This window comes from Burkholderia sp. AU19243, from assembly GCF_018148075.1.
Classification (GTDB): Bacteria; Pseudomonadota; Gammaproteobacteria; order Burkholderiales; family Burkholderiaceae; genus Burkholderia; species Burkholderia latens_A.
Map to the genome: position 1 here is coordinate 316,039 of NZ_JAGSTV010000001.1, position 25,052 is coordinate 341,090.

At 66.1% G+C, this 25,052-nt stretch carries 25 protein-coding genes; 20 read left to right on the top strand and 5 right to left on the bottom strand.

Translation table 11 applies throughout. The features are described 5' to 3' along the window. Window positions 1-62: 62 nt before the first annotated feature. The 3 genes from mobA to KDW55_RS01555 all read right to left on the bottom strand — a co-directional run bounded on the left by mobA (window position 63) and on the right by KDW55_RS01555 (window position 5,166). Window positions 63-680: a molybdenum cofactor guanylyltransferase MobA gene (gene mobA / locus KDW55_RS01545; protein ID WP_209821540.1), complete on the bottom strand. Its 618-nt coding sequence runs from the start codon at window positions 678-680 to the stop codon at window positions 63-65. Window positions 681-708: 28 nt separating this feature from the next. Next, complete coding sequence (gene moaA / locus KDW55_RS01550) at window positions 709-1,821, bottom strand: GTP 3',8-cyclase MoaA (RefSeq protein WP_212159848.1); 1,113 nt, start codon at window positions 1,819-1,821, stop codon at window positions 709-711. 138 nt (window positions 1,822-1,959) lie between these two features. Next, complete coding sequence (locus KDW55_RS01555) at window positions 1,960-5,166, bottom strand: Rne/Rng family ribonuclease (protein WP_212159849.1); 3,207 nt, start codon at window positions 5,164-5,166, stop codon at window positions 1,960-1,962. Window positions 5,167-5,890: 724 nt separating this feature from the next. Between KDW55_RS01555 and KDW55_RS01560 the strand changes: the two genes are divergently transcribed. Genes KDW55_RS01560 through KDW55_RS01575 form a run of 4 tightly spaced genes read left to right on the top strand, consistent with a single transcriptional unit; the run spans window position 5,891 to window position 8,973 of the window. Beyond that, window positions 5,891-6,895 carry an RluA family pseudouridine synthase gene (locus KDW55_RS01560; protein WP_040143748.1) on the top strand — a complete coding sequence of 335 codons (1,005 nt, stop codon included), beginning with the start codon at window positions 5,891-5,893 and terminating at the stop codon, window positions 6,893-6,895. Between the two features lie 6 nt (window positions 6,896-6,901). Beyond that, a complete protein-coding gene (locus KDW55_RS01565; RefSeq protein WP_040143749.1) occupies window positions 6,902-7,561 on the top strand; it encodes an HAD-IA family hydrolase in 660 nt (219 codons plus the stop codon). Then, complete coding sequence (locus tag KDW55_RS01570; protein ID WP_040144908.1) at window positions 7,558-7,968, top strand: Rieske 2Fe-2S domain-containing protein; 411 nt, start codon at window positions 7,558-7,560, stop codon at window positions 7,966-7,968. The genes KDW55_RS01565 and KDW55_RS01570 overlap by 4 nt, the downstream gene beginning before the upstream one ends. 12 nt (window positions 7,969-7,980) lie before the next feature. Beyond that, window positions 7,981-8,973 carry a S49 family peptidase gene (locus tag KDW55_RS01575; RefSeq protein ID WP_040143750.1) on the top strand — a complete coding sequence of 331 codons (993 nt, stop codon included), beginning with the start codon at window positions 7,981-7,983 and terminating at the stop codon, window positions 8,971-8,973. Window positions 8,974-9,062: 89 nt separating this feature from the next. Here KDW55_RS01575 and KDW55_RS01580 read toward each other — a convergent pair whose 3' ends face one another. Together KDW55_RS01580 and KDW55_RS01585 are read right to left on the bottom strand one after the other, a co-directional pair. Beyond that, entirely contained in the window at window positions 9,063-9,785 is a 723-nt protein-coding gene (locus KDW55_RS01580; protein ID WP_069241134.1) for an SAM-dependent methyltransferase, read from the bottom strand. Further along, entirely contained in the window at window positions 9,782-10,411 is a 630-nt protein-coding gene (locus KDW55_RS01585; protein ID WP_040143752.1) for a Maf-like protein, read from the bottom strand. Before KDW55_RS01585 ends, KDW55_RS01580 begins: the two co-directional genes overlap by 4 nt. Window positions 10,412-10,668: 257 nt before the next feature. On the opposite strand from KDW55_RS01585, the gene KDW55_RS01590 reads away from it, so the two are divergent. From KDW55_RS01590 to lepB, 16 genes are all read left to right on the top strand, one after another. After that, entirely contained in the window at window positions 10,669-11,304 is a 636-nt protein-coding gene (locus KDW55_RS01590) for a DUF177 domain-containing protein (RefSeq protein WP_040143753.1), read from the top strand. A 97-nt stretch (window positions 11,305-11,401) separates the two neighbouring features. Continuing rightward, window positions 11,402-11,581 (top strand): 50S ribosomal protein L32, encoded by a 180-nt coding sequence (gene rpmF / locus KDW55_RS01595; protein WP_006051932.1) that lies wholly within the window; start codon window positions 11,402-11,404, stop codon window positions 11,579-11,581. A gap of 129 nt (window positions 11,582-11,710) precedes the next feature. Then, window positions 11,711-12,817 (top strand): phosphate acyltransferase PlsX, encoded by a 1,107-nt coding sequence (gene plsX / locus KDW55_RS01600; protein ID WP_059543782.1) that lies wholly within the window; start codon window positions 11,711-11,713, stop codon window positions 12,815-12,817. Continuing rightward, window positions 12,818-13,807 (top strand): beta-ketoacyl-ACP synthase III, encoded by a 990-nt coding sequence (locus tag KDW55_RS01605; protein ID WP_212159851.1) that lies wholly within the window; start codon window positions 12,818-12,820, stop codon window positions 13,805-13,807. Between the two features lie 85 nt (window positions 13,808-13,892). Beyond that, a complete protein-coding gene (gene fabD, locus KDW55_RS01610) occupies window positions 13,893-14,825 on the top strand; it encodes an ACP S-malonyltransferase (protein ID WP_209821546.1) in 933 nt (310 codons plus the stop codon). Window positions 14,826-14,861: 36 nt separating this feature from the next. Then, window positions 14,862-15,611, top strand: coding sequence for a 3-oxoacyl-ACP reductase FabG (gene fabG, locus KDW55_RS01615; protein WP_040143757.1), 750 nt, complete (start codon window positions 14,862-14,864; stop codon window positions 15,609-15,611). 144 nt (window positions 15,612-15,755) lie between these two features. Next, window positions 15,756-15,995 (top strand): acyl carrier protein, encoded by a 240-nt coding sequence (gene acpP, locus KDW55_RS01620; protein ID WP_004197638.1) that lies wholly within the window; start codon window positions 15,756-15,758, stop codon window positions 15,993-15,995. A gap of 161 nt (window positions 15,996-16,156) precedes the next feature. After that, window positions 16,157-17,389, top strand: a complete 1,233-nt coding sequence (gene fabF, locus KDW55_RS01625) for a beta-ketoacyl-ACP synthase II (protein WP_209821547.1) — start codon at window positions 16,157-16,159, stop codon at window positions 17,387-17,389. A gap of 12 nt (window positions 17,390-17,401) precedes the next feature. Then, window positions 17,402-17,866: a hypothetical protein gene (locus KDW55_RS01630; protein ID WP_212159852.1), complete on the top strand. Its 465-nt coding sequence runs from the start codon at window positions 17,402-17,404 to the stop codon at window positions 17,864-17,866. 91 nt (window positions 17,867-17,957) lie between these two features. Then, entirely contained in the window at window positions 17,958-18,557 is a 600-nt protein-coding gene (gene rpoE, locus KDW55_RS01635; RefSeq protein WP_014897654.1) for an RNA polymerase sigma factor RpoE, read from the top strand. Between the two features lie 88 nt (window positions 18,558-18,645). Then, window positions 18,646-19,263: a sigma-E factor negative regulatory protein gene (locus tag KDW55_RS01640; RefSeq protein ID WP_209821725.1), complete on the top strand. Its 618-nt coding sequence runs from the start codon at window positions 18,646-18,648 to the stop codon at window positions 19,261-19,263. Window positions 19,264-19,268: 5 nt separating this feature from the next. Then, window positions 19,269-20,321, top strand: a complete 1,053-nt coding sequence (locus tag KDW55_RS01645) for a MucB/RseB C-terminal domain-containing protein (protein WP_059543781.1) — start codon at window positions 19,269-19,271, stop codon at window positions 20,319-20,321. Window positions 20,322-20,337: 16 nt separating this feature from the next. After that, on the top strand, window positions 20,338-21,837 hold the full coding sequence (locus KDW55_RS01650; RefSeq protein WP_209821548.1) for a DegQ family serine endoprotease: 1,500 nt from the start codon (window positions 20,338-20,340) through the stop codon (window positions 21,835-21,837). Between the two features lie 7 nt (window positions 21,838-21,844). After that, window positions 21,845-22,081 (top strand): glutaredoxin family protein, encoded by a 237-nt coding sequence (locus KDW55_RS01655; protein ID WP_040143763.1) that lies wholly within the window; start codon window positions 21,845-21,847, stop codon window positions 22,079-22,081. Window positions 22,082-22,300: 219 nt separating this feature from the next. Beyond that, complete coding sequence (lepA, locus tag KDW55_RS01660; protein WP_040143764.1) at window positions 22,301-24,094, top strand: translation elongation factor 4; 1,794 nt, start codon at window positions 22,301-22,303, stop codon at window positions 24,092-24,094. A 16-nt stretch (window positions 24,095-24,110) separates the two neighbouring features. Continuing rightward, window positions 24,111-25,004 carry a signal peptidase I gene (gene lepB / locus KDW55_RS01665; protein ID WP_040143765.1) on the top strand — a complete coding sequence of 298 codons (894 nt, stop codon included), beginning with the start codon at window positions 24,111-24,113 and terminating at the stop codon, window positions 25,002-25,004. The last annotated feature ends 48 nt before the right edge of the window (window positions 25,005-25,052 follow it).

The following is a 25,052-nucleotide window of genomic DNA, read 5'->3' on the forward strand; positions in this document are numbered from 1 at the left end:
GCGCGACGACGGCGCCCGAGCGCGCAGGCGCATGCGGCGGGCGGGAACGGTGCCGCAGGCCGTCAGCGGCGGGCAAGCGCAGCGAGTTCCTGCCAGGAGTTGGCATTGTAAAACGCACGCTCGTCGCGAAACTCGACTTCGACCGTCTTGTGGCGTGCGTACCACGCACGGACCTTGCGTTCGCCGGTCGCGAGTGCGGCGGCGAGGTCGTCGGCGAGCGACGTCCGCAGCAGCGCGCAGGTCGGTTGCGGCGAGCGCGCTCGCTGTGCGTCGACGGTCACCGCCATCGCGATATCGGCGTGCTGCGCGTCGAGCGCCGCGCGCAGCCGCACGACGAGATCGGTGGGCAAATAGGGCGTGTCGCATGGCGCGCACGCGACGAGCGGTGCCCGTGCCGCGCGCATCCCGGCGAGCAGGCCCGCGAGCGGGCCGGGGAAATCGGGCGTCTCGTCCGCGACGATGCGCGCGTCGAACGGCGCGCCGAGCTCGGCGTACCGATCGGCGTTGCGATTCGCGCTGATCAGCGTTTCGTCGACCTGCGGCGCGAGCCGCCGCAGCACGTGCAGCGCGAGCGGCGTGCCGTCGAGCAGTTGCAGGCCCTTGTCGGCGCCATCCATGCGCGTCGCGCGGCCGCCCGCGAGCAGCAGGGCGGCGACGGAAGGCGAGACGGAAGCGGACATCGCGGGAAGTCCGGGGAGCCGGCGCGCGTCAGCCGCCGATGTACGACATTTCGACGCGCTTGCCCGCGCCGTCGGCCGCGGCATCGGCGGCCGTGCTGCCGCGCAGCTGCGAATAGCGGTCGGTGCGGGCCTGCCAGATCCGGGCGATCGCGGTCGCGATCTCGGCGTCGCTCGCGCCGCCGCGCACCAGCGCGCGCAGGTCGTGCCCGGTCGATGCAAACAGGCACAGGTACAGCTTGCCCTCGGTCGACAGCCGCGCGCGCGTGCAGTCGCCGCAGAATGCCCGCGTGACGCTCGAGATCACGCCGATCTCGCCGCCGCCGTCCGCATAGCCCCAGCGCTGCGCGGTTTCGGCCGCCGTGTGCGGCTCGAGCGCTACGAGCGGGAACCGCTCGGCGATCCGCGCGATGACGTCCGCGGACGGCAGCACTTCGGTCATGTTCCACCCGTTCGACGTGCCGACGTCCATGTATTCGATGAAACGCAGGATCACGCCGGTGCCACGGAAGCGTTCGGCCATCGGCAGGATTTCGCCGTCGTTGGTGCCGCGCTTCACGACCATGTTGACCTTGACCGGCGCCAAGCCCGCAGCCTGCGCTGCGAAGATGCCGTCGAGCACGTCGGCGCTCGCGAAGTCGGCGTCGTTCATGCGCTTGAACAGCGCGTCGTCGAGTGCGTCGAGACTGACCGTCACGCGCGTGAGGCCGGCGTCCTTCAGCGCGCGAGCCTTGCGCGCGAGCAGCGAGCCGTTGGTGGTCAGCGTCAGGTCGAGCGGACGGCCGTCGTGGGTTGTCAGGCGTGCGAGGCGTTCGATCAGGAATTCGAGGTTCTTGCGCAGCAGCGGCTCGCCGCCGGTGATTCGGATCTTTTCGACGCCGTGTGCGACGAACAGCCGTGCCACCCGCTCGATTTCTTCGTGCGTGAGCAGCGCGCTGTGCGGCAGGAACGGATAATTCTTGTCGAACACGTCGCGTGGCATGCAGTACACGCAGCGGAAGTTGCAGCGGTCCGTCACCGAGATGCGCAGGTCGCGCAGCGGCCGGGCGAACCTGTCGGCCAGGGCGCCCTCGGGCGCGTGCGCGACGCCGGAGACATCCGGCATCCCGCTGACGTCGGTGAGAGGAATGATGCGTCGGGACATGTTGGAGGAAGTGCGAGCTAGATCTCTATTCTAGCCGCAAGCGGCTGGCCGGGCCGGTGGGCGCAAACCCGCAGCGCGGAAAAGAAAAAGCCCGCCGGGCTGCGGCGGGCTTTTCGTGGTCGGTCGATGCGGCGCCGCTTAACGCTGCGACGTTTCGACCTGCTGCATCGGGGTCGGGTCGACCGGCGGCAGCGCCTTGCGTTCGCGCGGCACGCGAACCGGACGCGGCAGGCGCGACGCGGCTTCCTGCGCGGCGCGAAGCTTGTCGGCATCCGTGTTCACCCACACGAGGCCCGCTTGTTGCAGCACGGCATCGAGGCTCGACGGAGCGGCGGCAGCAGCCGATTGGTCGGACGCCAGTGCCGGTGCGACAGCGGCTTGCACCGGTGCGGCTTCAACCTGAGCCGGTTCGACAGCTGCCGGAGCCGTTTCGGCCGCGGCGACCGGGGCCGGTGCAGCTTGCTCGACGGGCGCGGACTGCTGCACTTCGACGGCAACCGGCGCGGCCGGCACTTCCGTGGCCGGCACTTCGAACGCGTCGGTCGGCGACACCTCGACCGGAGCCGGACCCGCCTCCGCTGCGGCGGCCGATGCGACCGTTGCGACCGGGGTCGGTTCGGCTGCCGGCGCGACCGGCGCGGGCTGCTCGACCGGCGCAATCGGCGCGACCGGCGTCGCTTCGACGCGAACCGGTGCCGATTGCGGCTCGACTGCAGCCGGTGCCGGCGCCGGTGCTTCGGCGCGCTGCTCGACTGCGGCTTCGGCAATCGCGGCGCCTGCTGCGGCGACAGCTGCCACCGCGGCCGGTGCGGCCGTGTGGGCTGGCTCGATCGCGCTCGGGTCTGCCGTCGTCAAGGCCTGCACGGCGGCTTCACCGTCGGCGCCATGCTCGACGACTGCGCCTTCGTCTTCGCGCTCGCGACGACCGCCACGACGACCGCGGCGGCGGCGGCGACGTTCCTCGCCGTCACGTGCACCGGCTTCCGCGTCGGCAGCGACTTCGGCGCCCGGCAGGGCGGTTGCGACGGCCTGTTCGGCGTCGACTTCCGGATGGTTCTCGCCACGGGTCACGGTCTCGAGCGTAGCCGCATGTTGCGTCGGCTTGCGGCGCTCACCGCGCTCGCGACGCTCGCCGCGTTCCTGGCGTTCGCCGCGGCCGGCTGCTTCGACGGCTTCCGGCTGCTCGGTGCGCTCGCGCGGTTCGCGATTTTCGCGCGGTTCACGGCTTTCACGCGGCTCGCGCGCTTCGCGGCCTTCGCGGGGGCCACGGCCCTCGCGACCTTCGCGGCCCTCACGACCTTCACGGTTTTCGCGCGGCTCGCGGGCTTCGCGCGGTTCGCGACCCTCGCGGGGTTCACGACCCTCGCGGGGTTCACGACCCTCGCGGGGTTCACGCGGCTCGCGTGCTTCCTTGCCTTCGCGTTCCTGGCGCGGCTTGTCGCGGCTTGCCGCGGCTTGATCGCGGCCGCCCTGCGCCTGTTGCGCGCTGCCGCGACGGTTGCGGTTGCGATCGCCGCCGCGCTGCTCGGTCTTCTCGGTCCGCTCACGGGCCGGACGTGCAGCCTGTTCCTTCGCGGGTGCCGGCGCAACCGGCGCGGGCGCAGGAGCCGGCGACATGCCGAACAGACCCTTCAACCAGCCGATGAAGCCGCCGCTTGCCGGGACGACCGGCGCGGGCGCCGCAACCGGCTCGACCGGGCGCTGCGGTGCCGGGCTCGGTGCCGGGCGCTCGGGCGTGATGCCCTTGACCGCCGCTTCCTGCTTCGGCTTCACGTCGGCTGCGCGCTTGCTGTAGCCGGTTTCCGACTCCAGTTCGCGAGCGGCTTCCTCGGCCATTTTCCAGGATGCGCGCGGATCGTCGAGGCGCGCGTCGTCGTGGCGCAGGCGTTCGAGCTTGTAGTGCGGCGTATCGAGGTGCTTGTTCGGGATCAGCACGATCCCGACCTTGAAGCGTGACTCGATCTTGTTGATTTCCTGACGCTTTTCATTCAGCAGGAAGGCGGTCACCTCGACCGGCACCTGGCAGTGGATCGCCGCGGTGTTTTCCTTCATCGCTTCTTCCTGAATGATCCGCAGCACCTGCAGTGCGGACGATTCGGTGTCGCGGATGTGGCCGGTGCCGTTACAGCGCGGGCACGTCACGTGGCTGCCTTCCGACAGCGCCGGGCGCAGTCGCTGGCGCGACAGTTCCATCAGGCCGAAGCGGGAGATCTTGCCCATTTGCACGCGTGCACGGTCGTGCTTGAGCGCGTCCTTCAGGCGCTGCTCGACTTCACGCTGGCTCTTCGCCGACTCCATGTCGATGAAGTCGATCACGATCAGGCCGCCGAGGTCGCGCAGGCGCAACTGGCGGGCCACTTCGTCGGCCGCTTCGAGGTTCGTGCGGGTCGCCGTTTCCTCGATGTCTGCGCCCTTGGTCGCACGTGCGGAGTTCACGTCGATCGCGACGAGCGCTTCGGTGTGGTCGATCACGATCGCGCCACCCGACGGCAGCGGCACCGTGCGCGAGTACGCGGTCTCGATCTGGTGCTCGATCTGGAAACGGGAGAACAGCGGCACGTCGTCGTGGTAGCGCTTCACCTTCGACACGTTGTCCGGCATCACGATGTCCATGAATGCGCGGGCCTGATCGTGGATCTCGGTCGTGTCGATCAGGATTTCGCCGATATCCGGCTGGAAATAGTCCCGGATCGCGCGGATCACGAGGCTCGATTCCAGATAGATCAGCATCGGCTGGCCGGGATTGCCGCTTTGCGATGCCGCCTCGATTGCGCGCCACAGCTGCAGCAGGTAGTTCAGATCCCACTGCAGTTCCTCGGCGCTGCGGCCGATGCCTGCGGTGCGGGCGATCATGCTCATCCCGTCCGGAATCTGCAGCTGCGCCATGGTTTCGCGCAGTTCCTGGCGCTCGTCACCTTCGATCCGGCGCGAGACGCCGCCGCCGCGCGGGTTGTTCGGCATCAGCACGAGATAGCGGCCGGCGAGCGAGATGAACGTCGTGAGGGCTGCGCCCTTGTTGCCGCGCTCTTCCTTTTCGACCTGGACGATCAGCTCCTGGCCTTCGCGCAGGGCATCCTGGATGCGCGCGGAGCGCATGTCGATGCCTTCCTTGAAGTACTGGCGGGCGACTTCCTTGAACGGCAGGAAGCCGTGGCGGTCTTCGCCGTAGTTGACGAAGCAGGCTTCGAGCGACGGCTCGATGCGGGTAACGACACCTTTGTAGATATTGCCCTTGCGCTGTTCGCGCCCGGCTGTCTCGATGTCGATGTCGATGAGCTTCTGCCCATCGACGATGGCGACGCGCAGCTCCTCCTGCTGCGTCGCATTGAACAGCATGCGTTTCATGAACGACTCCAGGCGGCTCTGCTGCCGGCGCCTCGCGGTTGTCAGTCGCGAGGGCGGGAACGACGGCAGGCCGCGCCTTGTTGTGTTGTCACAAGCACGCTGGAGCGGGAAGGATGGCGGGGAGAATTGCCTGAAGAGGCGCTTGGGCCCGAAAAACGGGGCCGGCGGCCATAGGGCACCTGCGAACACGGCTTCAAAGCACGGCGTCCACACACCGCACGCTGCAAAAGCGCGCTAAGCCTGAGACCGGGGCACTGCCACGGGGCGCGCGCAATGCGTCGCGCGCGCCGACGGGCGGCAGATGCTGCGGCTTGGGCCGCAGCGGGGAGTATCGAATCCAGCCCGACTTTCCCGCCTGGGGTGTACTTCCCTGGTTTGACGTCGCCAAGCCCCGCACGCTTCGCGGGGCCAAATCGGGCGCAACGCCGTAATTTTCGCAACCGGCAGCCTGCGGACACACTTCGCGCCGTCGGGCTGCCGATCAAATTCTTTTCAACCAACTTTCCGTTACCGCGGCGCCTTGCCGACCGAATCCGCCTGTGGGCACGATCCTTGCCGACGGGCGGCGCCGTGCGTGCAACTTGCTGCATCTCTTTGGTTAGGGGCGAGCAGCGGACCCCCGGCGCAAGTAAAATAGCAGTTTGCGCTTGCGCCTTGCCCGATTCAGCCGGGGCCGGCCTGTCAGGCCACCCTCAACGTCAGGCTGGGCAAAATTATATTCAGTATGAATGAGTTAGGCAAAATATCCCAGAATTCGGTCGCAAGCGGCCAGGTATCGCTGATCCAGATCGACGAAAACTCGGCCGGTCAGCGGATCGACAACTTCCTGCTGCGCGTCTGTAAAGGCGTGCCCAAGAGCCATATTTACCGGATCCTGCGCAGCGGCGAAGTGCGTGTGAACAAGGGCCGGGTCGACGCGCAGTACCGCCTCGCATTCGGCGATCTCGTGCGCGTGCCGCCGGTTCGCGTCGCGGCCGCCGATCTCGCGCGCGCCGACACGCCGATCGTGCCGCCCGCCCACTTCGACGTGCTTTACGAAGACGACGCAATGCTCGTCATCGACAAGCCGGCCGGGGTCGCGGTGCATGGCGGCAGCGGTGTCGCGTTCGGCGTAATCGAGCAGATGCGCCAAGCGCGTCCGCGCGCGAAATTCCTCGAACTCGTGCATCGGCTCGATCGCGAGACGTCCGGCATCCTGATGCTCGCGAAAAAACGCTCGGCGCTTGTCGGCCTCCACGAGCAGATCCGCGAAAACCGGATGGACAAGCGGTACTTCGCATGCGGACATGGCGAATGGCAGCCCGACTGGGGTCGGCGCCGCGCGGTGAAAGCGCCGCTGTTCAAGTATTCGACCCCGGAAGGGGAGCGGCGCGTGCGCGTGCAGGACGACGGACTGCCGTCGCATACGGTGTTCAACCTGCTCGACACGTGGCCCGGTTACGCGCTCGTCGAAGCGGAACTCAAAACCGGTCGCACCCATCAGATCCGGGTGCACCTCGCGCATCTTGGCCTGCCGATCGCCGGCGACGCCAAGTACGGCGATTTTGCACTGAACAAGGCGCTGGCGCGCGCGAACGCGCAGCCATCGCTCAAACGGATGTTCCTGCATGCGCACCGCCTGAAGCTTGCGCACCCGCTGACCGGCGACGCGCTGCAGTTCGACGCGCCGCTGCCCGACGAATGCAGGCGCTTTCTCGACCAACTCAGCGCTCTGCGCGATACCGCCTGACTTCGCATGGCTCGACAGCAATTTGATCTGATCGTCTTTGACTGGGACGGCACGCTGATGGATTCGACTGCGCACATCGCGTACAGCATCCAGGCCGCGTGCCGCGATCTCGGCCTGCCCAAGCCGTCCGACGAGGCGTCCCGCTACGTCATCGGGCTCGGCCTTCGCGATGCGCTGCAGATTGCCGCTCCGACCCTCGATCCATCCGACTACCCGCGGCTCGCCGAGCGCTATCGTTATCACTATCTGCTCGACGACCAGCGCATCGAGCTCTTTGCCGGCGTGCGGGAACTGCTCGCAGAGCTGCGCGACCTGGGCTACCTGCTCGCGGTCGCGACCGGCAAGGGCCGGGTCGGGCTGAACCGGGTGCTCGATCAGTCGAAGCTGACGAGCATGTTCGATGCAACACGCTGTGCAGACGAGACTTTCTCGAAGCCGCATCCGGCCATGCTTCACGAACTGACCCGCGAATTGGGGCAGGATCTTGCCCGCACGGTGATGATCGGCGACACGACGCACGACCTTCAGATGGCCGCGAGTGCCGGCGCGGCCGGTGTCGGCGTCTCGTATGGCGCGCACACGGCCGATGCGCTGGCCGCGCTGGCGCCGCGCTTCGTTGCGCCGGACGTCGTCGCGCTCGCCGCATGGCTGCGGGAGCACGCATGAGCGGCGCGCCGCAAGCCGTACGCGTGTGCGCATCCGATGCGCTGATCGACGGCGGCACCGGCGTGCGCGTCGACGCAACATTGCGCGGCGAACAGGCGGTCGTCTTCTTCGTGCGCTACGACGGCCGCGCTTATGGCTATCTGAACCGCTGCGCGCACGTGCCGATGGAACTCGACTGGGCCGAAGGGCAATTTTTCGAATCGTCGGGCCTCTATCTGATGTGCGCGACGCATGGCGCGATCTACGCGCCGGATACCGGCAAATGCGTCGGCGGCCCGTGCCGCGGCGGCCGTCTGCGGCCGGTCGAAGTCGACGAGCGCGACACGCCCGACGGCCGTGCGGTATTCTGGGTGCCCGATGCCGACCTGCGTCCTGCGGCTCCGGCCGCTCCCGCCACGAACGATTGACGACACCACTGCATGGCCGACCTACCGAATACTCCTGATTCCTCGTCCCGTTCCGACAGCCGCGAACCGACCTGGGAGCGCGCGGCGCTCGAGCGGATCGCGCTCGCGGCCGTCAAGGAACAGCGCGCGGCGCGGCGCTGGAAGATCTTCTTCCGTTTCGCGTTCCTCGGCGTGTTCGTGTTGCTCGCGTTCGCGCTGATCGATTTCTCGAGCGACGCGAAGTTCTCGACGAGTGGGCGCCATACGGCGCTCGTCACGATCGACGGCGAGATCGCGGCCGGCACCAACGCGAACGCGGAAGACATCAACACGGCGCTCGATGCCGCGTTCGACGACGACGGCACCGCCGGCGTCGTGCTGCGGATCAACAGCCCGGGCGGCAGCCCGGTGCAGGCCGGGATGGTCTACGACGAGATCCGCCGGCTGCGCAACAAGTATCCGAACAAGCCGCTGTACGTGGTCGTGACCGACATGTGCGCATCCGGCGGTTATTACATCGCGTCGGCAGCCGACAAGATCTTCGTCGACAAGGCGAGCATCGTCGGGTCGATCGGCGTGCTGATGGACGGCTTCGGCTTCACGGGCCTGATGGGCAAGCTCGGCGTCGAGCGCCGCCTGCACACATCGGGCGAAAACAAGGGCTTCTACGATCCGTTCTCGCCCGAGACGCCGAAGATGGACGCCCATGCACAGGAACTGCTCGATCAGGTTCACGCGCAGTTCATCAAGGCCGTGAAGGATGGCCGCGGCAAGCGGCTGCATGAGACGCCCGACATGTTCTCCGGCTTGTTCTGGACGGGCGAGAAAAGCGTCGAACTCGGTCTTGCCGACGGCTATGGCACGACCGATACGGTCGCGCGCGACGTGCTGAAGGCGCCCGACCTCGTCGACTATACGGTGAAGGAAAGCCTGACCAACCGCGTTGCGCGCAAGTTCGGCGCGGCAGTCGGCGGTGCGGCGATGAAGGCGCTCGCCGCGGGCGGCGCGTCGTTCAACTTGCGCTGAGCGGCCGCCCGCCGGTCCGCGCGGGCGGCGAACACGGCCGGGCGCAACGCCGCTTCGCCGCGCCGCCGTGACGGCTGCGGGCGCGCGCGTCAGTTCGCGAGCAGCAGGAAGATCGCCGGACGCTTGTGCAGATTGGGCGCTGGCGCCTTTTTCCAGTCGGCCACCGAACGGCTCGCGATCGTCTCCGTTTCGAGGGTCAGGTCGGCCGCGACGCAGATCTGCGTCGACGGCGCGCAGGTCGCGACCAGCGTGTCGAGCATCGCGTGATTGCGGTACGGCGTCTCGATGAAGATTTGCGTCTGGCGCGCCTTGCGCGACAACTGCTCGAGCTCGCGCAGACGCTTTGCGCGTGCGGTCGCATCGACCGGCAGATAGCCGTTGAACGCGAAACTCTGGCCGTTCAGCCCTGACGCCATCAGCGCGAGCAGGATCGAGCTCGGTCCGACGAGCGGCACGACTTTCACGCCGCGCTCGTGCGCACGACGCACGAGCAGTGCACCGGGATCGGCAACCGCAGGGCAGCCGGCCTCGGACACGAGCCCGGCGTCCGCGCCCGCCAGCACCGGCGCAAGCAGGCGGTCGATCTCGCCGGCCGGCGTGTTGACGTTCAGTTCGCGGATCTCGATTTCCTGGATTGGCCGAGTCGTGCCGATCTTCTTCAGGAACGCGCGCGTCGTTTTCGCGTTCTCGCCGATGTAATAGCCGAGCGTGCCGGCGCGCGCCTGCACGGCCGCGGGCAGCACGGCGGCGAGCATCGATGCATCGCCTTCGCCGAGGGTGTTCGGGACGAGATAAAGCGTGCCGGCCGTCATGCGCGATCTCCTTGGTGAGCGAACACCGGGTAGCCGGCCGCGCGCAGCATCCGCGTGAGCGCGATCAGCGGCAGGCCGACGAGGGCCGTCGGGTCGCTGGAGTCGATCGCGTCGAGCAGCGCTATCCCGAGCCCTTCGGACTTCGCGCTGCCGGCGACGTCGTACGGCGTTTCCGCGCGCAGGTACGCATCGAGTTCGGCTTCCGGCAGCGTGCGAAAGCGCACGTGCGTAACGACGTCCTCGCTCTGCGTTTCGCCGGTGCGGCTGTCGTACAGGCTGAGCGCACTGTGAAACTCGACGTCGCGACCCTGCATCGACACGAGCTGCGCGAGGGCGCGCTCGTGCGTGCCCGGCTTGCCGATCTGCAGCCCGTCGAACGTCGCGACCTGGTCCGACCCGATCACGAGCACGCCGTCCGGCGCATCGATGGCCGCGGCAACGGCCCGCGCCTTTGCGGCCGCGAGCCGCAGCGCTGTCGCGGCGGGCGTTTCGTCGGCGAGCGGGGTTTCGTCGATGTCGGGCGACACGACGTCGAACGGTATGCCGAGGCGCTCGAGGAGCGTGCGGCGGTAGCGGGAACTGGAGGCGAGAATCAGCCGCGGCAGGCGGCAAACGGTATCCGGCATGGTCGATTGGGTCGGTGAATCGTCAGGTGTGATGCGGCGTTGCGCGGACGCAAGCATAAGTGATTGACCGTAAAAGGTAAAACAGGTATGCTTTCCCGCTTTTCGTCGGCAGGCTTTCGTTGTGGTGGCGCCTGCCGGGTCTTCGGAAGTAAAGTTACGTCAATCGTGCGTGGCCCAGATCACGAACGACGGCGGCGCCGAATGCGCGACGTCGGCAAGCCGGATCCCGCAAGTCAGCCCGTGGACAGGAGCGCAACATGAACACTTCTTCTGGCAAGCCTGCGGCAGCGCTTGATCCGCACGCAGTCGACCTGTTCGAATTTGCCCGCAGCGGGCGGCAGGCAGCGGGGGCGGTGCGCCTTTCGCAGATGCCGCGCATGCTGAACGAAGTGCCGGCGGACGCGCCCGATCGCGACACGGTCTTCACGTGGCAGGCCGAAGGGTTCACCCAGAAGGAGTTGCAGGACGACGGCTCCGACGGGCAGCAGCCGTATCTGCGTCTCGCGGTGCACGGCCACGCGTGGCTTACGTGCCAGCGCTGCATGACCCCGTACGACCAGACGTTCGACGTCGACATGACGTACCGGATCGTCGCGACCGAAGAAGAAGCTGAAGAATTTCCGCTCGACGACGATGAAGCCGATGTGATCGTGGGCTCGCGCCAGTTCGATCTCGTCGACTTGATCGAAGAGGAATTGCTGCTTTCGCTGCCGCTCGTGCCCAAGCACGAGGTTTGCCCGGCAGTTCACGAAAGTCTCGTGTCGGGCGCGAGCGGTCCTTCGGAAGACGCGGACGACGAGTTCGCCGAAGACGAGGACGAAGGCAAACGGCCGAATCCGTTCGCAGCGCTGGAAGCGCTGAAGAAGGGCGGAGACGGCAGCAAGAAACACTAAGCAGTTGTGGCGCGGGAAGGCGTAGGGCTTTGGGCCAGGGTAGTTAAGCGCCGGATCGGGCTGTGTTAGAATCCGGAAAATTATTTAGGAGTTAGTCATGGCAGTCCAGCAAAACAAGAAGTCGCCGTCGAAGCGCGGCATGCATCGTTCGCACGATTTCCTGACGGCAGCGCCGCTGGCAGTCGAGCCGAGCACGGGTGAAGTGCACCTGCGTCACCACGTCAGCCCGAACGGCTACTATCGCGGCAAGAAAGTCGTCAAGACGAAGAACGACTAAGCGTCAAGTCACGCGTTGCGCGCTACGCTCGCCGTTCGCGTGACAACTGGTTCGCTTGACACTTTCCTGGCTCAACAAAAAGGCGGCATTCAACTGCCGCTTTTTTGTGCCTGAAATTCGTCGCATTCCATGACCGTAAAGCTCACAATCGATTGCATGGGAGGCGACCACGGCCCGTCCGTGACCGTTCCCGCGGCAGTCAAGTTCGTCCGCGCGCATCCCGATGCGCACCTGATGCTCGTCGGCATCGAAAGCGCGATTCGCGCTCAGCTGAAAAAGCTGAAAGCCCTCGACGATCCCGCGCTGACCATCGTGCCCGCCACCGAAGTCGTGGCGATGGACGACCCTGTCGAAGTCGCGCTGCGCAAGAAGAAGGATTCTTCGATGCGTGTCGCGCTCAACCACGTGAAGGAAGGCGCGGCGCAGGCCTGCATCTCCGCCGGCAACACCGGCGCGCTGATGGCCGTCTCCCGATACGTGCTCAAGACGCTGCCCGGCATCGAGCGGCCCGCGATTGCATTCGCGCTGCCGAACCCGACCGGCTACACGATGATGCTGGACCTCGGCGCGAACGTCGACTGCGAGCCGCAGCACCTGCTGCAGTTCGCAGAGATGGGGCACGCGCTCGTCGCCGCGCTCGAAGGCAAGGAGCGTCCTACGATCGGTCTCCTGAACATCGGCGAAGAAGTCATCAAGGGCAACGAGACGATCAAACGTGCCGGCGAACTGCTGCGCGCGAGCACGCTGAATTTCCGCGGCAACGTCGAAGGCAACGACATCTACAAGGGCACGGTGGACGTGATCGTCTGCGACGGTTTCGTCGGCAACGTCGCGCTGAAGACGTCCGAAGGGCTCGCGCAGATGCTGTCCGACATCATCCGCGAGGAGTTCGGCCGTTCGCTGATGTCGAAGCTGATGGCGGTGCTCGCGCTGCCGGTGCTGATGCGTTTCAAGAAGCGCGTCGACCACCGCCAGTACAACGGTGCGGCGCTCCTGGGGCTGAAGAGCCTCGTGATCAAGAGCCACGGTTCGGCCGACGCGTACGCGTTTGAGTGGGCGATCAAACGCGGGTATGATGCCGTCAAAAACGGCGTGCTGGAGCGCCTTACGCGCGCGATGGCGGACAATTCGGTGTCGCTCGGCGACGGCGAACACGACGCAGGCGGCGCGGGCCATGCGAGCCCGGCCGCAGGCCATCACGCCGAACCTTCCGCTGCGCAATCCTCTAAAGCATAAATGGCCCAATCGACTCTCTACTCCCGCGTGCTCGGCACGGGCAGCTATCTGCCGCCCGACCGCGTCACGAACCAGCAGCTTGCCGATCGTCTCGCGAAGGAAGGCATCGAGACGAGCGATGAATGGATCGTTGCGCGCACGGGCATCCACGCGCGCCATTTCGCCGCGCCGGACGTCACGACCAGCGATCTCGCGCTCGAAGCGTCGCGGCGGGCGATCGAGGCGGCCGACATCGATCCGCAGTCGATCGATCTGATCATCGTCGCGACTTCGACCCCCGATTTCGTGTTCCCCAGCACCGCATGCCTGCTGCAAAACAAGCTGGGCATCAAGAACGGCGGCGCCGCGTTCGACGTGCAGGCCGTATGCTCGGGCTTCGCGTATGCGATGGCCACGGCCGACAGCTTCATCCGCAGCGGCCAGCACCGCACGGCGTTGATCGTCGGCGCGGAGACGTTCTCGCGCATTCTCGATTTCAAGGACCGCACCACCTGCGTGCTGTTCGGCGACGGCGCGGGCGCCGTGGTCCTGTCCGCGTCGGAAGAGCCGGGCGTGCTCGGCAGCGCGCTGCATGCGGACGGCAGCTACTCGAACATCCTCTGCACGCCGGGCAACGTCAATCGCGGCGTGATCGACGGCAGCGCGTTCCTGCACATGGACGGGCAGGCGGTATTCAAGCTCGCGGTCAACGTGCTCGAAAAGGTCGCGATCGAGGCGCTCGCGAAGGCGAATCTCGCCCCTGAGCAGATCGACTGGCTGATTCCGCACCAGGCGAACATCCGCATCATGACCAGCACCTGCCGCAAGCTCGGCTTGTCGCAGGAGCGCATGGTCGTGACGGTCGATCAGCACGGCAACACGTCGGCTGCATCGATCCCGCTGGCGCTCGACGCCGCGGTGCGCGACGGCCGCATCCAGCGCGGTCAGCACGTGCTGATCGAAGGTGTCGGCGGCGGCTTCACCTGGGGCGCGTCGGTCTTCCGCTTCTGATCCGCGGCGCGCAATGGCTGCGCGCGGATCTCGAACCGGCGCGCCGTTCGCGCGCGCCGTCCGAATCGATTCAATTGGGGACGATATGAAATTTGCATTCGTATTTCCGGGGCAGGGCTCGCAGTCGGTCGGCATGCTCAACGCCTTCGCCGACCTGGCCGTCGTGCGCGAGACGCTCCAGGAAGCATCCGATGCACTCAATCAGGATATCGGCAAGCTGATCGCCGAAGGTCCGGCCGAAGAGCTGAATCTGACCACCAACACGCAGCCCGTGATGCTGACGGCCGCGTACGCGTGCTATCGCGCGTGGCAGCAGGCCGGCGGCCCGGCGCCGTCGATCGTCGCGGGGCACAGCCTCGGCGAGTACACGGCGCTGGTCGCCGCGGGCGCGATCGCGTTCAAGGACGCGGTGCCGCTCGTGCGTTTCCGCGCACAGGCGATGCAGACGGCCGTGCCGGTCGGGCAGGGCGGCATGGCCGCGATCCTGGGGCTCGATGACGACACGGTGCGTGCGGTATGCACCGAAGCCGCAGAAGCGGGCGTCGTCGAAGCCGTGAACTTCAACGCGCCGGCGCAGGTCGTGATCGCGGGCGCGAAGGCTGCCGTCGAGAAGGCGTGCGAAATCGCGAAGGCGAAGGGCGCGAAGCGCGCGTTGCCGCTGCCGGTGTCGGCGCCGTTCCACTCGTCGCTGCTCAAACCGGCGTCGGATCAACTGCGCGACTATCTCGCGAACGTCGACGTGAAGGCGCCGCAGATTCCGGTCGTGAACAACATCGACGTCGCCGTGGTCAGCGATCCGGCCGCGATCAAGGACGCGCTGGTGCGCCAGGCCGCCGGACCGGTGCGCTGGGTCGAATGCGTGCAGCACATCGCGGGTGCGGGCGTCACGCACGTGATCGAATGCGGCCCGGGCAAGGTGCTGGCAGGCCTGACGAAACGCATCGACGGCAACCTGGTGGGCGCCTCGGTGTTCGATCCGGCTTCGCTCGACGAAGCGCTGAAGCTCGCGACCGCCTGACGCGGCGCCTTTCCTCAAGAGACGGATAATCGATTCATGGAAAAGACTCTCGATAAACAGGTTGCGATCGTGACCGGCGCATCGCGCGGCATCGGCCGGGCGATCGCGCTCGAACTCGCGCGTCTCGGCGCGACGGTGATCGGCACGGCGACGAGCGAATCGGGCGCTGCCGCGATCACCGCCGGGTTCGCGGAAGCGGGCGTGACGGGCCGCGGCGCGGTGCTGAACGTCAACGACGCGGCGGCTGCCGAGGCGCTGATCGACGCGACCGTGAAGGAATTCGGCGCGCTCAACGTGCTGGTCAACAACGCGGGTATCACGCAGGACCAGCTTGCGATGCGGATGAAGGACGAGGACTGGGACGCGGTGATCGACACCAACCTGAAGTCGGTGTTCCGCCTGTCGCGCGCGGTGCTGCGCCCGATGATGAAGGCCCGCGGCGGCCGCATCATCAACATCACGTCGGTGGTCGGCTCGGCCGGCAATCCGGGCCAGGCCAACTACGCGGCCGCGAAGGCCGGCGTGGCCGGCATGACCCGCGCGCTCGCGCGGGAGATCGGCAGCCGTGGCATCACGGTGAACTGCGTCGCGCCGGGCTTCATCGATACCGACATGACCAAGACGCTGCCGGAAGAACAGCAGGCCGCGCTCAAGACCCAGATTCCGCTCGGCCGCCTCGGCAGCCCGGAAGACATCGCCCATGCCGTCGCGTTCCTCGCATCGCCGCAGGCCGGTTACATCACCGGCACGACGCTGCACGTGAACGGCGGCATGTACATGTCGTAACGGTTTTCGTTTACCATCCGCGCCGTATCCGGTTTTTCAGGCGGAACGGCGCTTGATCGACCATCAAGCCAACGCGCGTTTTGGCGTCAGCAAACCTGATAAAATGCGCGCACTTGTAAATCTGAACTTTCCCTCGGAGGGGTAATGGACAACATCGAACAACGTGTCAAGAAGATCGTCGCCGAACAACTGGGCGTCGCCGAAGCCGAGATCAAGAACGAAGCTTCGTTCGTGAACGACCTGGGCGCCGACTCGCTCGACACCGTCGAACTGGTGATGGCTCTGGAAGACGAGTTCGGCATGGAAATCCCGGACGAAGAAGCAGAGAAGATCACGACGGTTCAGCAAGCGATCGACTACGCTCGCGCGAACGTCAAGGCGTAAGCGCCTTCGCGCTTGACTGCCACGTCGCCGCGATCTTCGCGTTTGACGCGCCATCCTGCCGGCAACCGCGCCGGACGGACTAACAGCCACAGGGCTCGCAGGGCTGGTTCCTGTGGCCACTGTGGCTTTTGCTTTTGTCATCCAATGGAAAAGAGGTTACCGTGAGCCGCCGTCGTGTTGTCGTTACAGGCCTGGGGCTGATTTCGCCTGTTGGCAATAATGTTGCCGACGGCTGGGCCAATCTCCTCGCCGGCAAGTCCGGCATCGCCACCGTCACGAAGTTCGATCCGTCGAACCTCGCTTGCCATTTCGCGGGTGAGGTGAAGGGTTTCAGCGCCGAGGAATACATTCCGGCGAAGGAAGCCCGCAACATGGATACGTTCATCCATTACGGCATCGCAGCCGGCGTCCAGGCCATCCGGGACAGCGGTCTCGAAGTGAACGAAGCCAATGCTGAACGAATCGGCGTGCTGGTCGGCTCCGGCATCGGCGGCCTGCCGATGATCGAAGACACGCACCAGACGTACGTCGATCGCGGCGCACGCCGGATTTCGCCGTTCTTCGTGCCGGGTTCGATCATCAACATGATCTCGGGCCACCTGAGCATCATGTTCGGCCTGAAGGGCCCGAACCTCGCCGCCGTCACAGCCTGCACGACCGGTCTGCACAGCATCGGCCTCGCCGCGCGCCTGATCCAGGCCGGCGACGCCGACGTGATGGTCGCCGGTGGTGCCGAATCGACTGTGTCGCCGCTCGGCATTGGCGGCTTCGCGGCTGCACGTGCGCTGTCGACCCGCAACGACGATCCGGCCACCGCGTCCCGTCCGTGGGACAAGGACCGCGACGGTTTCGTGCTGGGCGAGGGTGCGGGCGTGATGGTGCTCGAGGAGTACGAAGCGGCGAAGGCGCGTGGCGCGAAGATCTATGCGGAAGTCTCCGGCTTCGGCATGACGGGCGATGCGTACCACATGACCGCGCCGAACATGGATGGCCCGCGCCGCTGCATGGTCGCGGCGCTGCGCGACGCCGGCGTGAACCCGGATGAAGTCCAGTACCTGAACGCGCACGGTACGTCGACGCCGCTCGGCGACAAGAACGAGTCGGACGCGGTGAAGGCGGCGTTCGGCGAGCATGCGTACAAGATCGTCGTGAACTCGACGAAGTCGATGACGGGCCACCTGCTGGGTGGCGCGGGCGGCCTCGAGTCGGTGTTCACGGTGCTCGCGCTGCACAACAACGTGTCGCCGCCGACCATCAACATCTTCAACCAGGACCCCGAGTGCGATCTCGATTACTGCGCGAACACCGCGCGTGACATGAAGATCGACGTGGCCGTGAAGAACAACTTCGGCTTCGGCGGTACCAACGGCACGCTGGTGTTCAAGCGCGTCTGACGCAGCAATCGCTTGACGAGTCCATTCGATGCTCCGGCCGGGCGTCCGCAGCGCTTTGCGTTGCGGACCTCGGCCGTGTTGTATTTCGTGCTGGCCGTATTCGTCGCGGCCGCCGCCGCTTCCGCGTACCTGTTCTGGGCGCCGCGGGCCGGCGCGGTTGCCGGCGCGTGCGTGTCCGCGGCCACGGCCGCGCTGCTGGCTGTGTGCGCCGCACGGGCTTGTGCGCGCCGCCTGCCTGCCGAGCTGCAGATCGATGCGTTCGGGGAGATTGCGGCGTTTGGTCGCACCGGGTGCCTGCTGGCCCGCGGTCGCGTAACAGGCCATGCGCACTGGAGCAGCCTGCTGCTCGTGCTGTCGGTCGGGCAGGGTGCCCGGCCAGCGCGGCCGCTGCTGATTCCGGCCGATGCGCTCGACGCCGCGTCGTTCAGCGCGCTGTCGGTGCTGGCGCGTACCGCCGGCGCAGCAGGGCGGGCGTGATGGCGGCGCGGTTACGGACCGTAACCAGCGGCCAGCGCCGGAACGCTACAATAACGCTCCGCGTTGCATCCCTAGTTAACGGATTTGTCAGGTGAGTGAAAAAGAAATCGATCAGGCTCTGGTCGAGCGCGTACAGAAGGGCGACAAGGCAGCGTTCGAACTCCTGGTCTCCAAATACCACCGCAAGATCATTCGGCTGATCTCGCGCCTCGTGCGGGATCCCGCCGAGGTCGAGGATGTGGCCCAGGACGCGTTCATCAAGGCGTATCGTGCGCTGCCGCAATTTCGCGGCGAGTCGGCGTTCTACACGTGGTTGTACCGGATTGCCGTCAATACGGCGAAGAACTACCTTGCGACGCAGGGCCGCCGGGCGCCGACCTCGACCGAGGCCGATGCCGAGGAAGCTGAAACTTTCTCCGACGCAGACCAACTAAGGGATATCAACACGCCTGAGTCGATGTTGATGAGCAAGCAGATTGCCGAGACGGTCAACGCTGCGATGGCTCTGTTGCCCGAAGAACTGCGCCAGGCAATCACGCTGCGCGAGATCGAAGGCCTGAGCTACGAAGAGATCGCGGAAATGATGGATTGTCCGATCGGGACGGTCCGGTCGCGAATCTTCCGTGCGCGCGAGGCGATCGCGGCGAAATTGCGTCCGCTGCTCGATACGCCCGAAGGCAAGCGCTGGTAAGCGCGATGGGCGCAACGACGCGGGTCGGGGTCTAGTTACGGATAGAGTCGTGGAATCACGACGGGGTGTGTGCAAGATGGGGAGCATCATGGGGTCGGTCAATACGCAGTCGCAAGCGTGCTCGCGCGGCGAGCGCCTTTCCGCTCTGGTCGACGGTGAACTGTTCGACGGCCCGGATCACGGGCAGTTTCTGGCTGAGCTCGACCGCGCGGATCGCGCTGCGTGGGCCCATTACCACCTGATCGGCGATGCGCTGCGCTCCGACGAGCTCGCGCTGTCGCCGGCAACCAGCGCCGCGTTCACCGCACGCATGTCGGCCGCGCTCGAAAGCGAGCCGCACCTGCTCGCGCCGGCTGCAGCGCCGGTCGCCCGCAAGCTGCTGTCGCTGCGCCGCCGTGTCGTGCCCGCATTCGCGGTGGCCGCCGCGGCCGCCACGCTGACCTGGATCGTCGTCCCGCAGATGCAAACGGCTGGTTCGCCTGGCGCCGTCCAGGTTGCGTCGGCAGGCGCGCCGCAGAATGGCGGCCTGCAGCGCTTGACGGTTGCGCAGGCATCGGCTCAGCCGGGCCTGCAGGACGTCAACATCATCCGCGACGCGAGTCTCGACCAATACCTCGAAGCGCACCAGCAATTCGCGCAGCAGCCCGTCGTCACGGGTTCGATGCCGCTGATCCGCGCTGCCGTGACCACCACGCCAGGCCAATAAACCCGATGCGGACATTGCAGTTGAATCACGCCATCTCCGGATGGAAGCGGCTGCCGGCCCTCCTGCTTTGCGCAGCCGCCCTGTTGTCCGTTCAATCCCTCCCAGCCAGCGCCCAGCAACCGGACGATCCCGTCGCGACCCGCAAGGGTGCGGCGGAGTGGCTCGACCGTATCCAGCAGGCCGCGCAACAGCAAAGCTACGAGGGCACGTTCGTCTACCAGCGCGGCGCGTACGTACAGTCGTCGCGCATCGCGCACGTGGCATCCCGCGACGGCGAGTTCGAGCGGATCGAATCGCTCGACGGCAAGCCGCGCAAGGTACTGCGGCACAACGACGAGCTGTACACGTTCGTGCCCGAGCGCAAACTCTGCGTGGTCGAACGCCGCCAGACGCGCGATTCGTTTCCCGCGCTGCTCGGCGCGGGCGGCGAGCACGTGATGTCCGTCTATGACGCGAAGCTGCTCGGCAAGGATCGCGTCGCGGGGATCGACGCGCAGGTCGTCGAGCTCGTTCCCAAGGATGCGTACCGCTTCACGTACAAGCTGTGGGCCGATGCCCGCACCGGGCTTCTGCTGCGATCGCAGACGCTCGACGCGAACGATCACGTGCTCGAGCAGGTCGCGTTCTCGCAACTGCAGACGGGCGGTTCCACCGGCGACAAGTCCGCGATCGCGGCCGGGATCCGTAATCTGAGCGGCTGGACGGTCGTCCGCCCGCCGGTCGCGACGGTCGACATGGAGGCGCAGGGGTGGCAGATTGCACCGACGATCGCCGGCTTCCGGAAGATTCGCGAGGTGCGCCGGCCGATGGCCGCGCGCGACGCCGGCGATCCGCCGATTCCGGTCGACCAGGCCGTCTTCACCGATGGTCTCGCAACAATTTCGGTGTTCATCGAACCGGCCGAAAAGAATACGCGCAAGGAAGGCGCGGGCAGCACCGGTGCGACCCACGTTCTCGTGAAGCGTCGCGGCGACTACTGGATCACCGTACTCGGCGAAGTGCCGCCGGCCACGTTGCAGCAGTTCGCGTCTGCCATAGAATACAAGGCTTCCAAGTAACGCTACGGCTTCCGACATGACGAAACTCACGCTGCGTAAAGTGCTCGCGGCGGCGGCGCTGTGTGCCTGCCTGCCGCTCGTCCCGCAAACCGCGGCCGCTGTCACGCCTCCCGCTGCCAGCCTTCCCGATTTCGCCGACCTGGTTGAAAAGGTCGGGCCCGCGGTCGTGAATATCCGGACCACCGCGAACGTGCCGGTGCCCGGCCCGCGCGGCGCGCTGCCGCCGGGCTTCGACAACGGCGACATGTCGGAATTCTTCCGGCGCTTCTTCGGCATCCCGCTGCCGCAGGCGCCGGGCAACGGTGGCGGCAACGGGAGTCCGAAAAACGCGCCGGCGCCCGATAACGGGCCCGACACCGAGCAGAACCGCGGCGTCGGTTCCGGCTTCATCGTGTCGGCGGACGGTTACGTGATGACGAATGCGCACGTCGTCGACGATGCGGACACCATCTACGTGACGCTGACCGACAAGCGCGAGTTCAAGGCGAAGCTGATCGGCGTCGACGACCGCACGGACGTGGCCGTCGTCAAGATCCAGGCGTCGAACCTGCCGGTTGTCGCGATCGGCGATTCGAACAAGGTGCGGGTGGGCGAGTGGGTCGTCGCAATCGGCTCGCCGTTCGGCCTCGACAACACCGTGACGGCCGGCATCGTCAGCTCGAAGAGCCGCAATACCGGCGACTACCTGCCGTTCATCCAGACCGACGTCGCGGTGAACCCGGGCAATTCCGGCGGCCCGCTGATCAACATGCAAGGCGAGGTGATCGGCATCAATTCGCAGATCTACAGCCGCACCGGCGGATTCATGGGCATTTCATTCGCGATCCCGATCGACGAGGCGATGCGCGTGGCCGACCAGCTGAAGGCGACGGGCAAGGTCACGCGCGGCCGCATCGCGGTGGCGATCGGCGAGGTGACGAAGGACGTGGCCGACTCGATCGGGCTGCCGAAGGCGGAAGGCGCGCTCGTCAGCAGCGTCGAACCGGGCGGGCCGGCCGACAAGGCTGGCATCCAGCCGGGCGACATCATCCTGAAATTCAACGGCCGCCCGGTCGATGCCGCGTCGGATCTGCCGCGCATGGTCGGCGACACGAAGCCGGGCACGAAGGCGACCGTCAGCGTGTGGCGCAAGGGTCAGGCGCGCGATCTGCCGATCACGATCGCCGAGACGCCGACGGACACGACCGCGAAGACAGCGCAGCGCAAGAACGTGCCGCAAAAGCCGCGTCAGGCCAATTCGCTCGGCCTGACGGTCAGTGACATTCCGGCGGAGCAGATGAAGTCGCTGAAGCTGAAGAACGGCGTGCAGATCGACGGTGTCGACGGTCCGGCCGTGCGTGCGGGGCTGCAGCGCGGCGATATCGTGCTGCGCGTCGGCGACACGGACATCACGAGCGCGAAGCAGTTCGCCGACGTGACGTCGCAGCTCGATCCGCAGAAGGCCGTCGCGGTGCTCGTGCGGCGCGGCGACAACACGCAGTTCGTGCCGGTGCGTCCGCGCCCGACGCAGAAGTAACGCGCCGATGTTCACACTCTACGGCCGCGGCTGGTGCCATCTGTGCGACGACATGCGCGATGCACTGGCGCCGGTGGCGGCCGAGTTCGGCGTCGCGGTCGACTACGTCGACATCGATGCCGATCCGGCGCTCGTCGCCCGCTATGACGAGGACGTGCCGGTGTTATTGCTGGACGGCGCGGAAGTGTGTCGTCATCGTTTCGACGACGCGAAAGTGCGCGGCGCGCTCGCGGCCCGGCGTTGAACCTTGTCTGGCGCCGATCGATCGTGCCCCATCGGGGCGCGGGGATGGGCTTGGCCGGCCTGATGCTTCGGATGTGGCGCTGACCGGGCGTCTCTAACCGGTCGTCCCAAATTACCGCCCGGCACAGGCCTTTTCGGCTAAAATAGGCCGTTTTTTCACCGACTTACAAGGCGTGCTCCGCAGTCGTCGAGCGCGCCTTTTTCGCTTGATCGGCACTGAATGGATCATATTCGCAATTTCTCGATCATCGCGCACATCGACCATGGCAAGTCGACGCTCGCGGATCGCATCATCCAGGTATGCGGCGGGCTCGCCGACCGTGAAATGGAAGCGCAGGTGCTCGATTCGATGGACATCGAACGCGAGCGCGGCATCACGATCAAGGCGCAGACAGCCGCACTGTCCTATCGCGCCCGCGACGGCAAGGTCTACAACCTGAACCTGATCGATACGCCGGGGCACGTCGACTTCTCGTACGAAGTGAGCCGTTCGCTGTCCGCGTGCGAAGGTGCGCTGCTGGTCGTCGATGCGAGCCAGGGCGTCGAGGCGCAGACGGTCGCGAACTGCTACACCGCGATCGAACTGGGCGTTGAAGTCGTGCCGGTGCTGAACAAGATCGACCTGCCGGCCGCGAACCCCGAGAACGCGATCGAGGAAATCGAGGACGTGATCGGCATCGACGCGACCGACGCGACGCGCTGCAGCGCGAAGACGGGGCTCGGCGTCGAAGACGTGCTCGAGGCGCTGATCGCGAAGGTGCCCCCGCCGAAGGGCGATCCGGCCGCGCCGCTGCAGGCGCTGATCATCGACTCGTGGTTCGACAACTACGTCGGCGTCGTGATGCTCGTGCGCATCGTCAACGGCACGCTGCGTCCGAAGGACAAGATCAAGATGATGGCCACCGGCGCGCAGTATCCGGTCGAGCATATCGGCGTATTCACGCCAAAGTCGCGCAATCTCGAATCGCTGTCGGCGGGGCAGGTGGGCTTCATCATCGCCGGCATCAAGGAACTGACGGCCGCGAAGGTCGGCGACACCGTCACGCACGCGACGAAGGCCGCGACCGAACCGCTGCCGGGCTTCAAGGAAGTGAAGCCGCAGGTGTTCGCCGGCCTCTATCCGGTCGAGGCGAACCAGTACGACGCGCTGCGCGAATCGCTCGAGAAGCTGAAGCTCAACGATGCGTCGCTCCAGTACGAGCCGGAAGTGTCGCAGGCGCTCGGCTTCGGTTTCCGTTGCGGCTTCCTCGGGCTGTTGCACATGGAAATCGTGCAGGAGCGGCTCGAGCGCGAATTCGACATGGACCTCATCACGACCGCACCGACGGTCGTCTATGAGGTGGTGCAGAGCGACGGCTCGACGATCATGGTCGAGAACCCGGCGAAGATGCCCGAGCCGGCGCGCATCGCAGAGATTCGCGAACCGATCGTCACCGTGAACCTGTACATGCCGCAGGACTACGTCGGCTCGGTGATCACGCTGTGCGAGCAGAAGCGCGGCTCGCAGATCAACATGCAGTACCACGGACGCCAGGTGCAGCTCACGTACGAAATCCCGATGGCCGAAATCGTGCTCGACTTCTTCGATCGCCTGAAGTCGGTGTCGCGCGGCTACGCGTCGATGGACTACGAGTTCAAGGAATACCGCACGTCGGACGTCGTTAAGGTCGACATGCTGATCAACGGCGACAAGGTCGACGCGCTGTCGATCATCGTGCACCGGTCGCAGTCGCAGTATCGCGGCCGTGAAGTGGCCGCGAAGATGCGCGAGATCATCCCTCGCCAGATGTACGACGTTGCGATCCAGGCCGCGATCGGCGCGCACATCGTCGCGCGCGAGAACATCAAGGCACTGCGCAAGAACGTGCTCGCGAAGTGCTACGGCGGCGACATCACGCGAAAGAAGAAACTGCTCGAGAAGCAGAAAGAAGGTAAGAAACGCATGAAGCAGGTGGGTTCGGTCGAGATCCCGCAGGAGGCGTTCCTCGCGATCTTGCGCGTCGAAGACAAATAACAGGACTGATCCTTTTATGAATTTTGCGCTGATTCTTTTTGTGCTCGTCGTCGTGACGGGCGTAGCGTGGGTGTTGGACAAACTGGTGTTCCTGCCGCGGCGTCGCAAGGCGGCCGACTCGGCGATCGAGGAGTTCGATCGGCAGCAATCGCGCATCGACAAGCGATTCGCGGACGAAAACGCGGCGCAGACGCGTTCGAAGCTGCGTGACGAAAAGCTGCGCCAGCCCTGGTGGCTCGAGTACACCGCGAGCTTCTTCCCGGTGATCCTCGCTGTGTTCGTCGTGCGTTCGTTCATCGTCGAACCGTTCAAGATCCCGTCCGGCTCGATGGTGCCGACGCTGCTCGTCGGCGACTTCATCCTCGTCAACAAGTTCGAATACGGGCTGCGCCTGCCGGTCACGAACACGAAGATCACGCAGGGCAGCCCGCTGTCGCGCGGCGACGTCGTCGTGTTCCGTTATCCGAAGGACGAGTCGGTCGACTACATCAAGCGCGTGATCGGCCTGCCGGGCGACACGGTTGCCTACCAGGACAAGCAGCTGACGATCAACGGCCAGCCGGTGCCTGAAACGCCGCTGCCCGACTACTTCGACGACGAGCGCCAGAATTACGCGAAGCAGTTCGAGGAAACGATCGGTACGAAGAAGAACGCGATCCTCAACAATCCGGCCGTGCCGCCGTTCGTGATGGGCGCCTACGACTATCCGTATCGCGACAACTGCACGTACAACAGCCGCGGCGTGATCTGCAAGGTGCCGCCCGGGCACTACTTCATGATGGGCGACAACCGCGACAACAGCGCGGACAGCCGCTACTGGGGTTTCGTGCCGGACAACAACATCGTCGGCCGCGCGTTCTTCATCTGGATGAACTTCGGCGATCTCAAGCGCATCGGTTCCTTCAACTGATCGCGTTCGACTCGCATGCAATACGCGACGCACGGGCCGCGTCGCGTA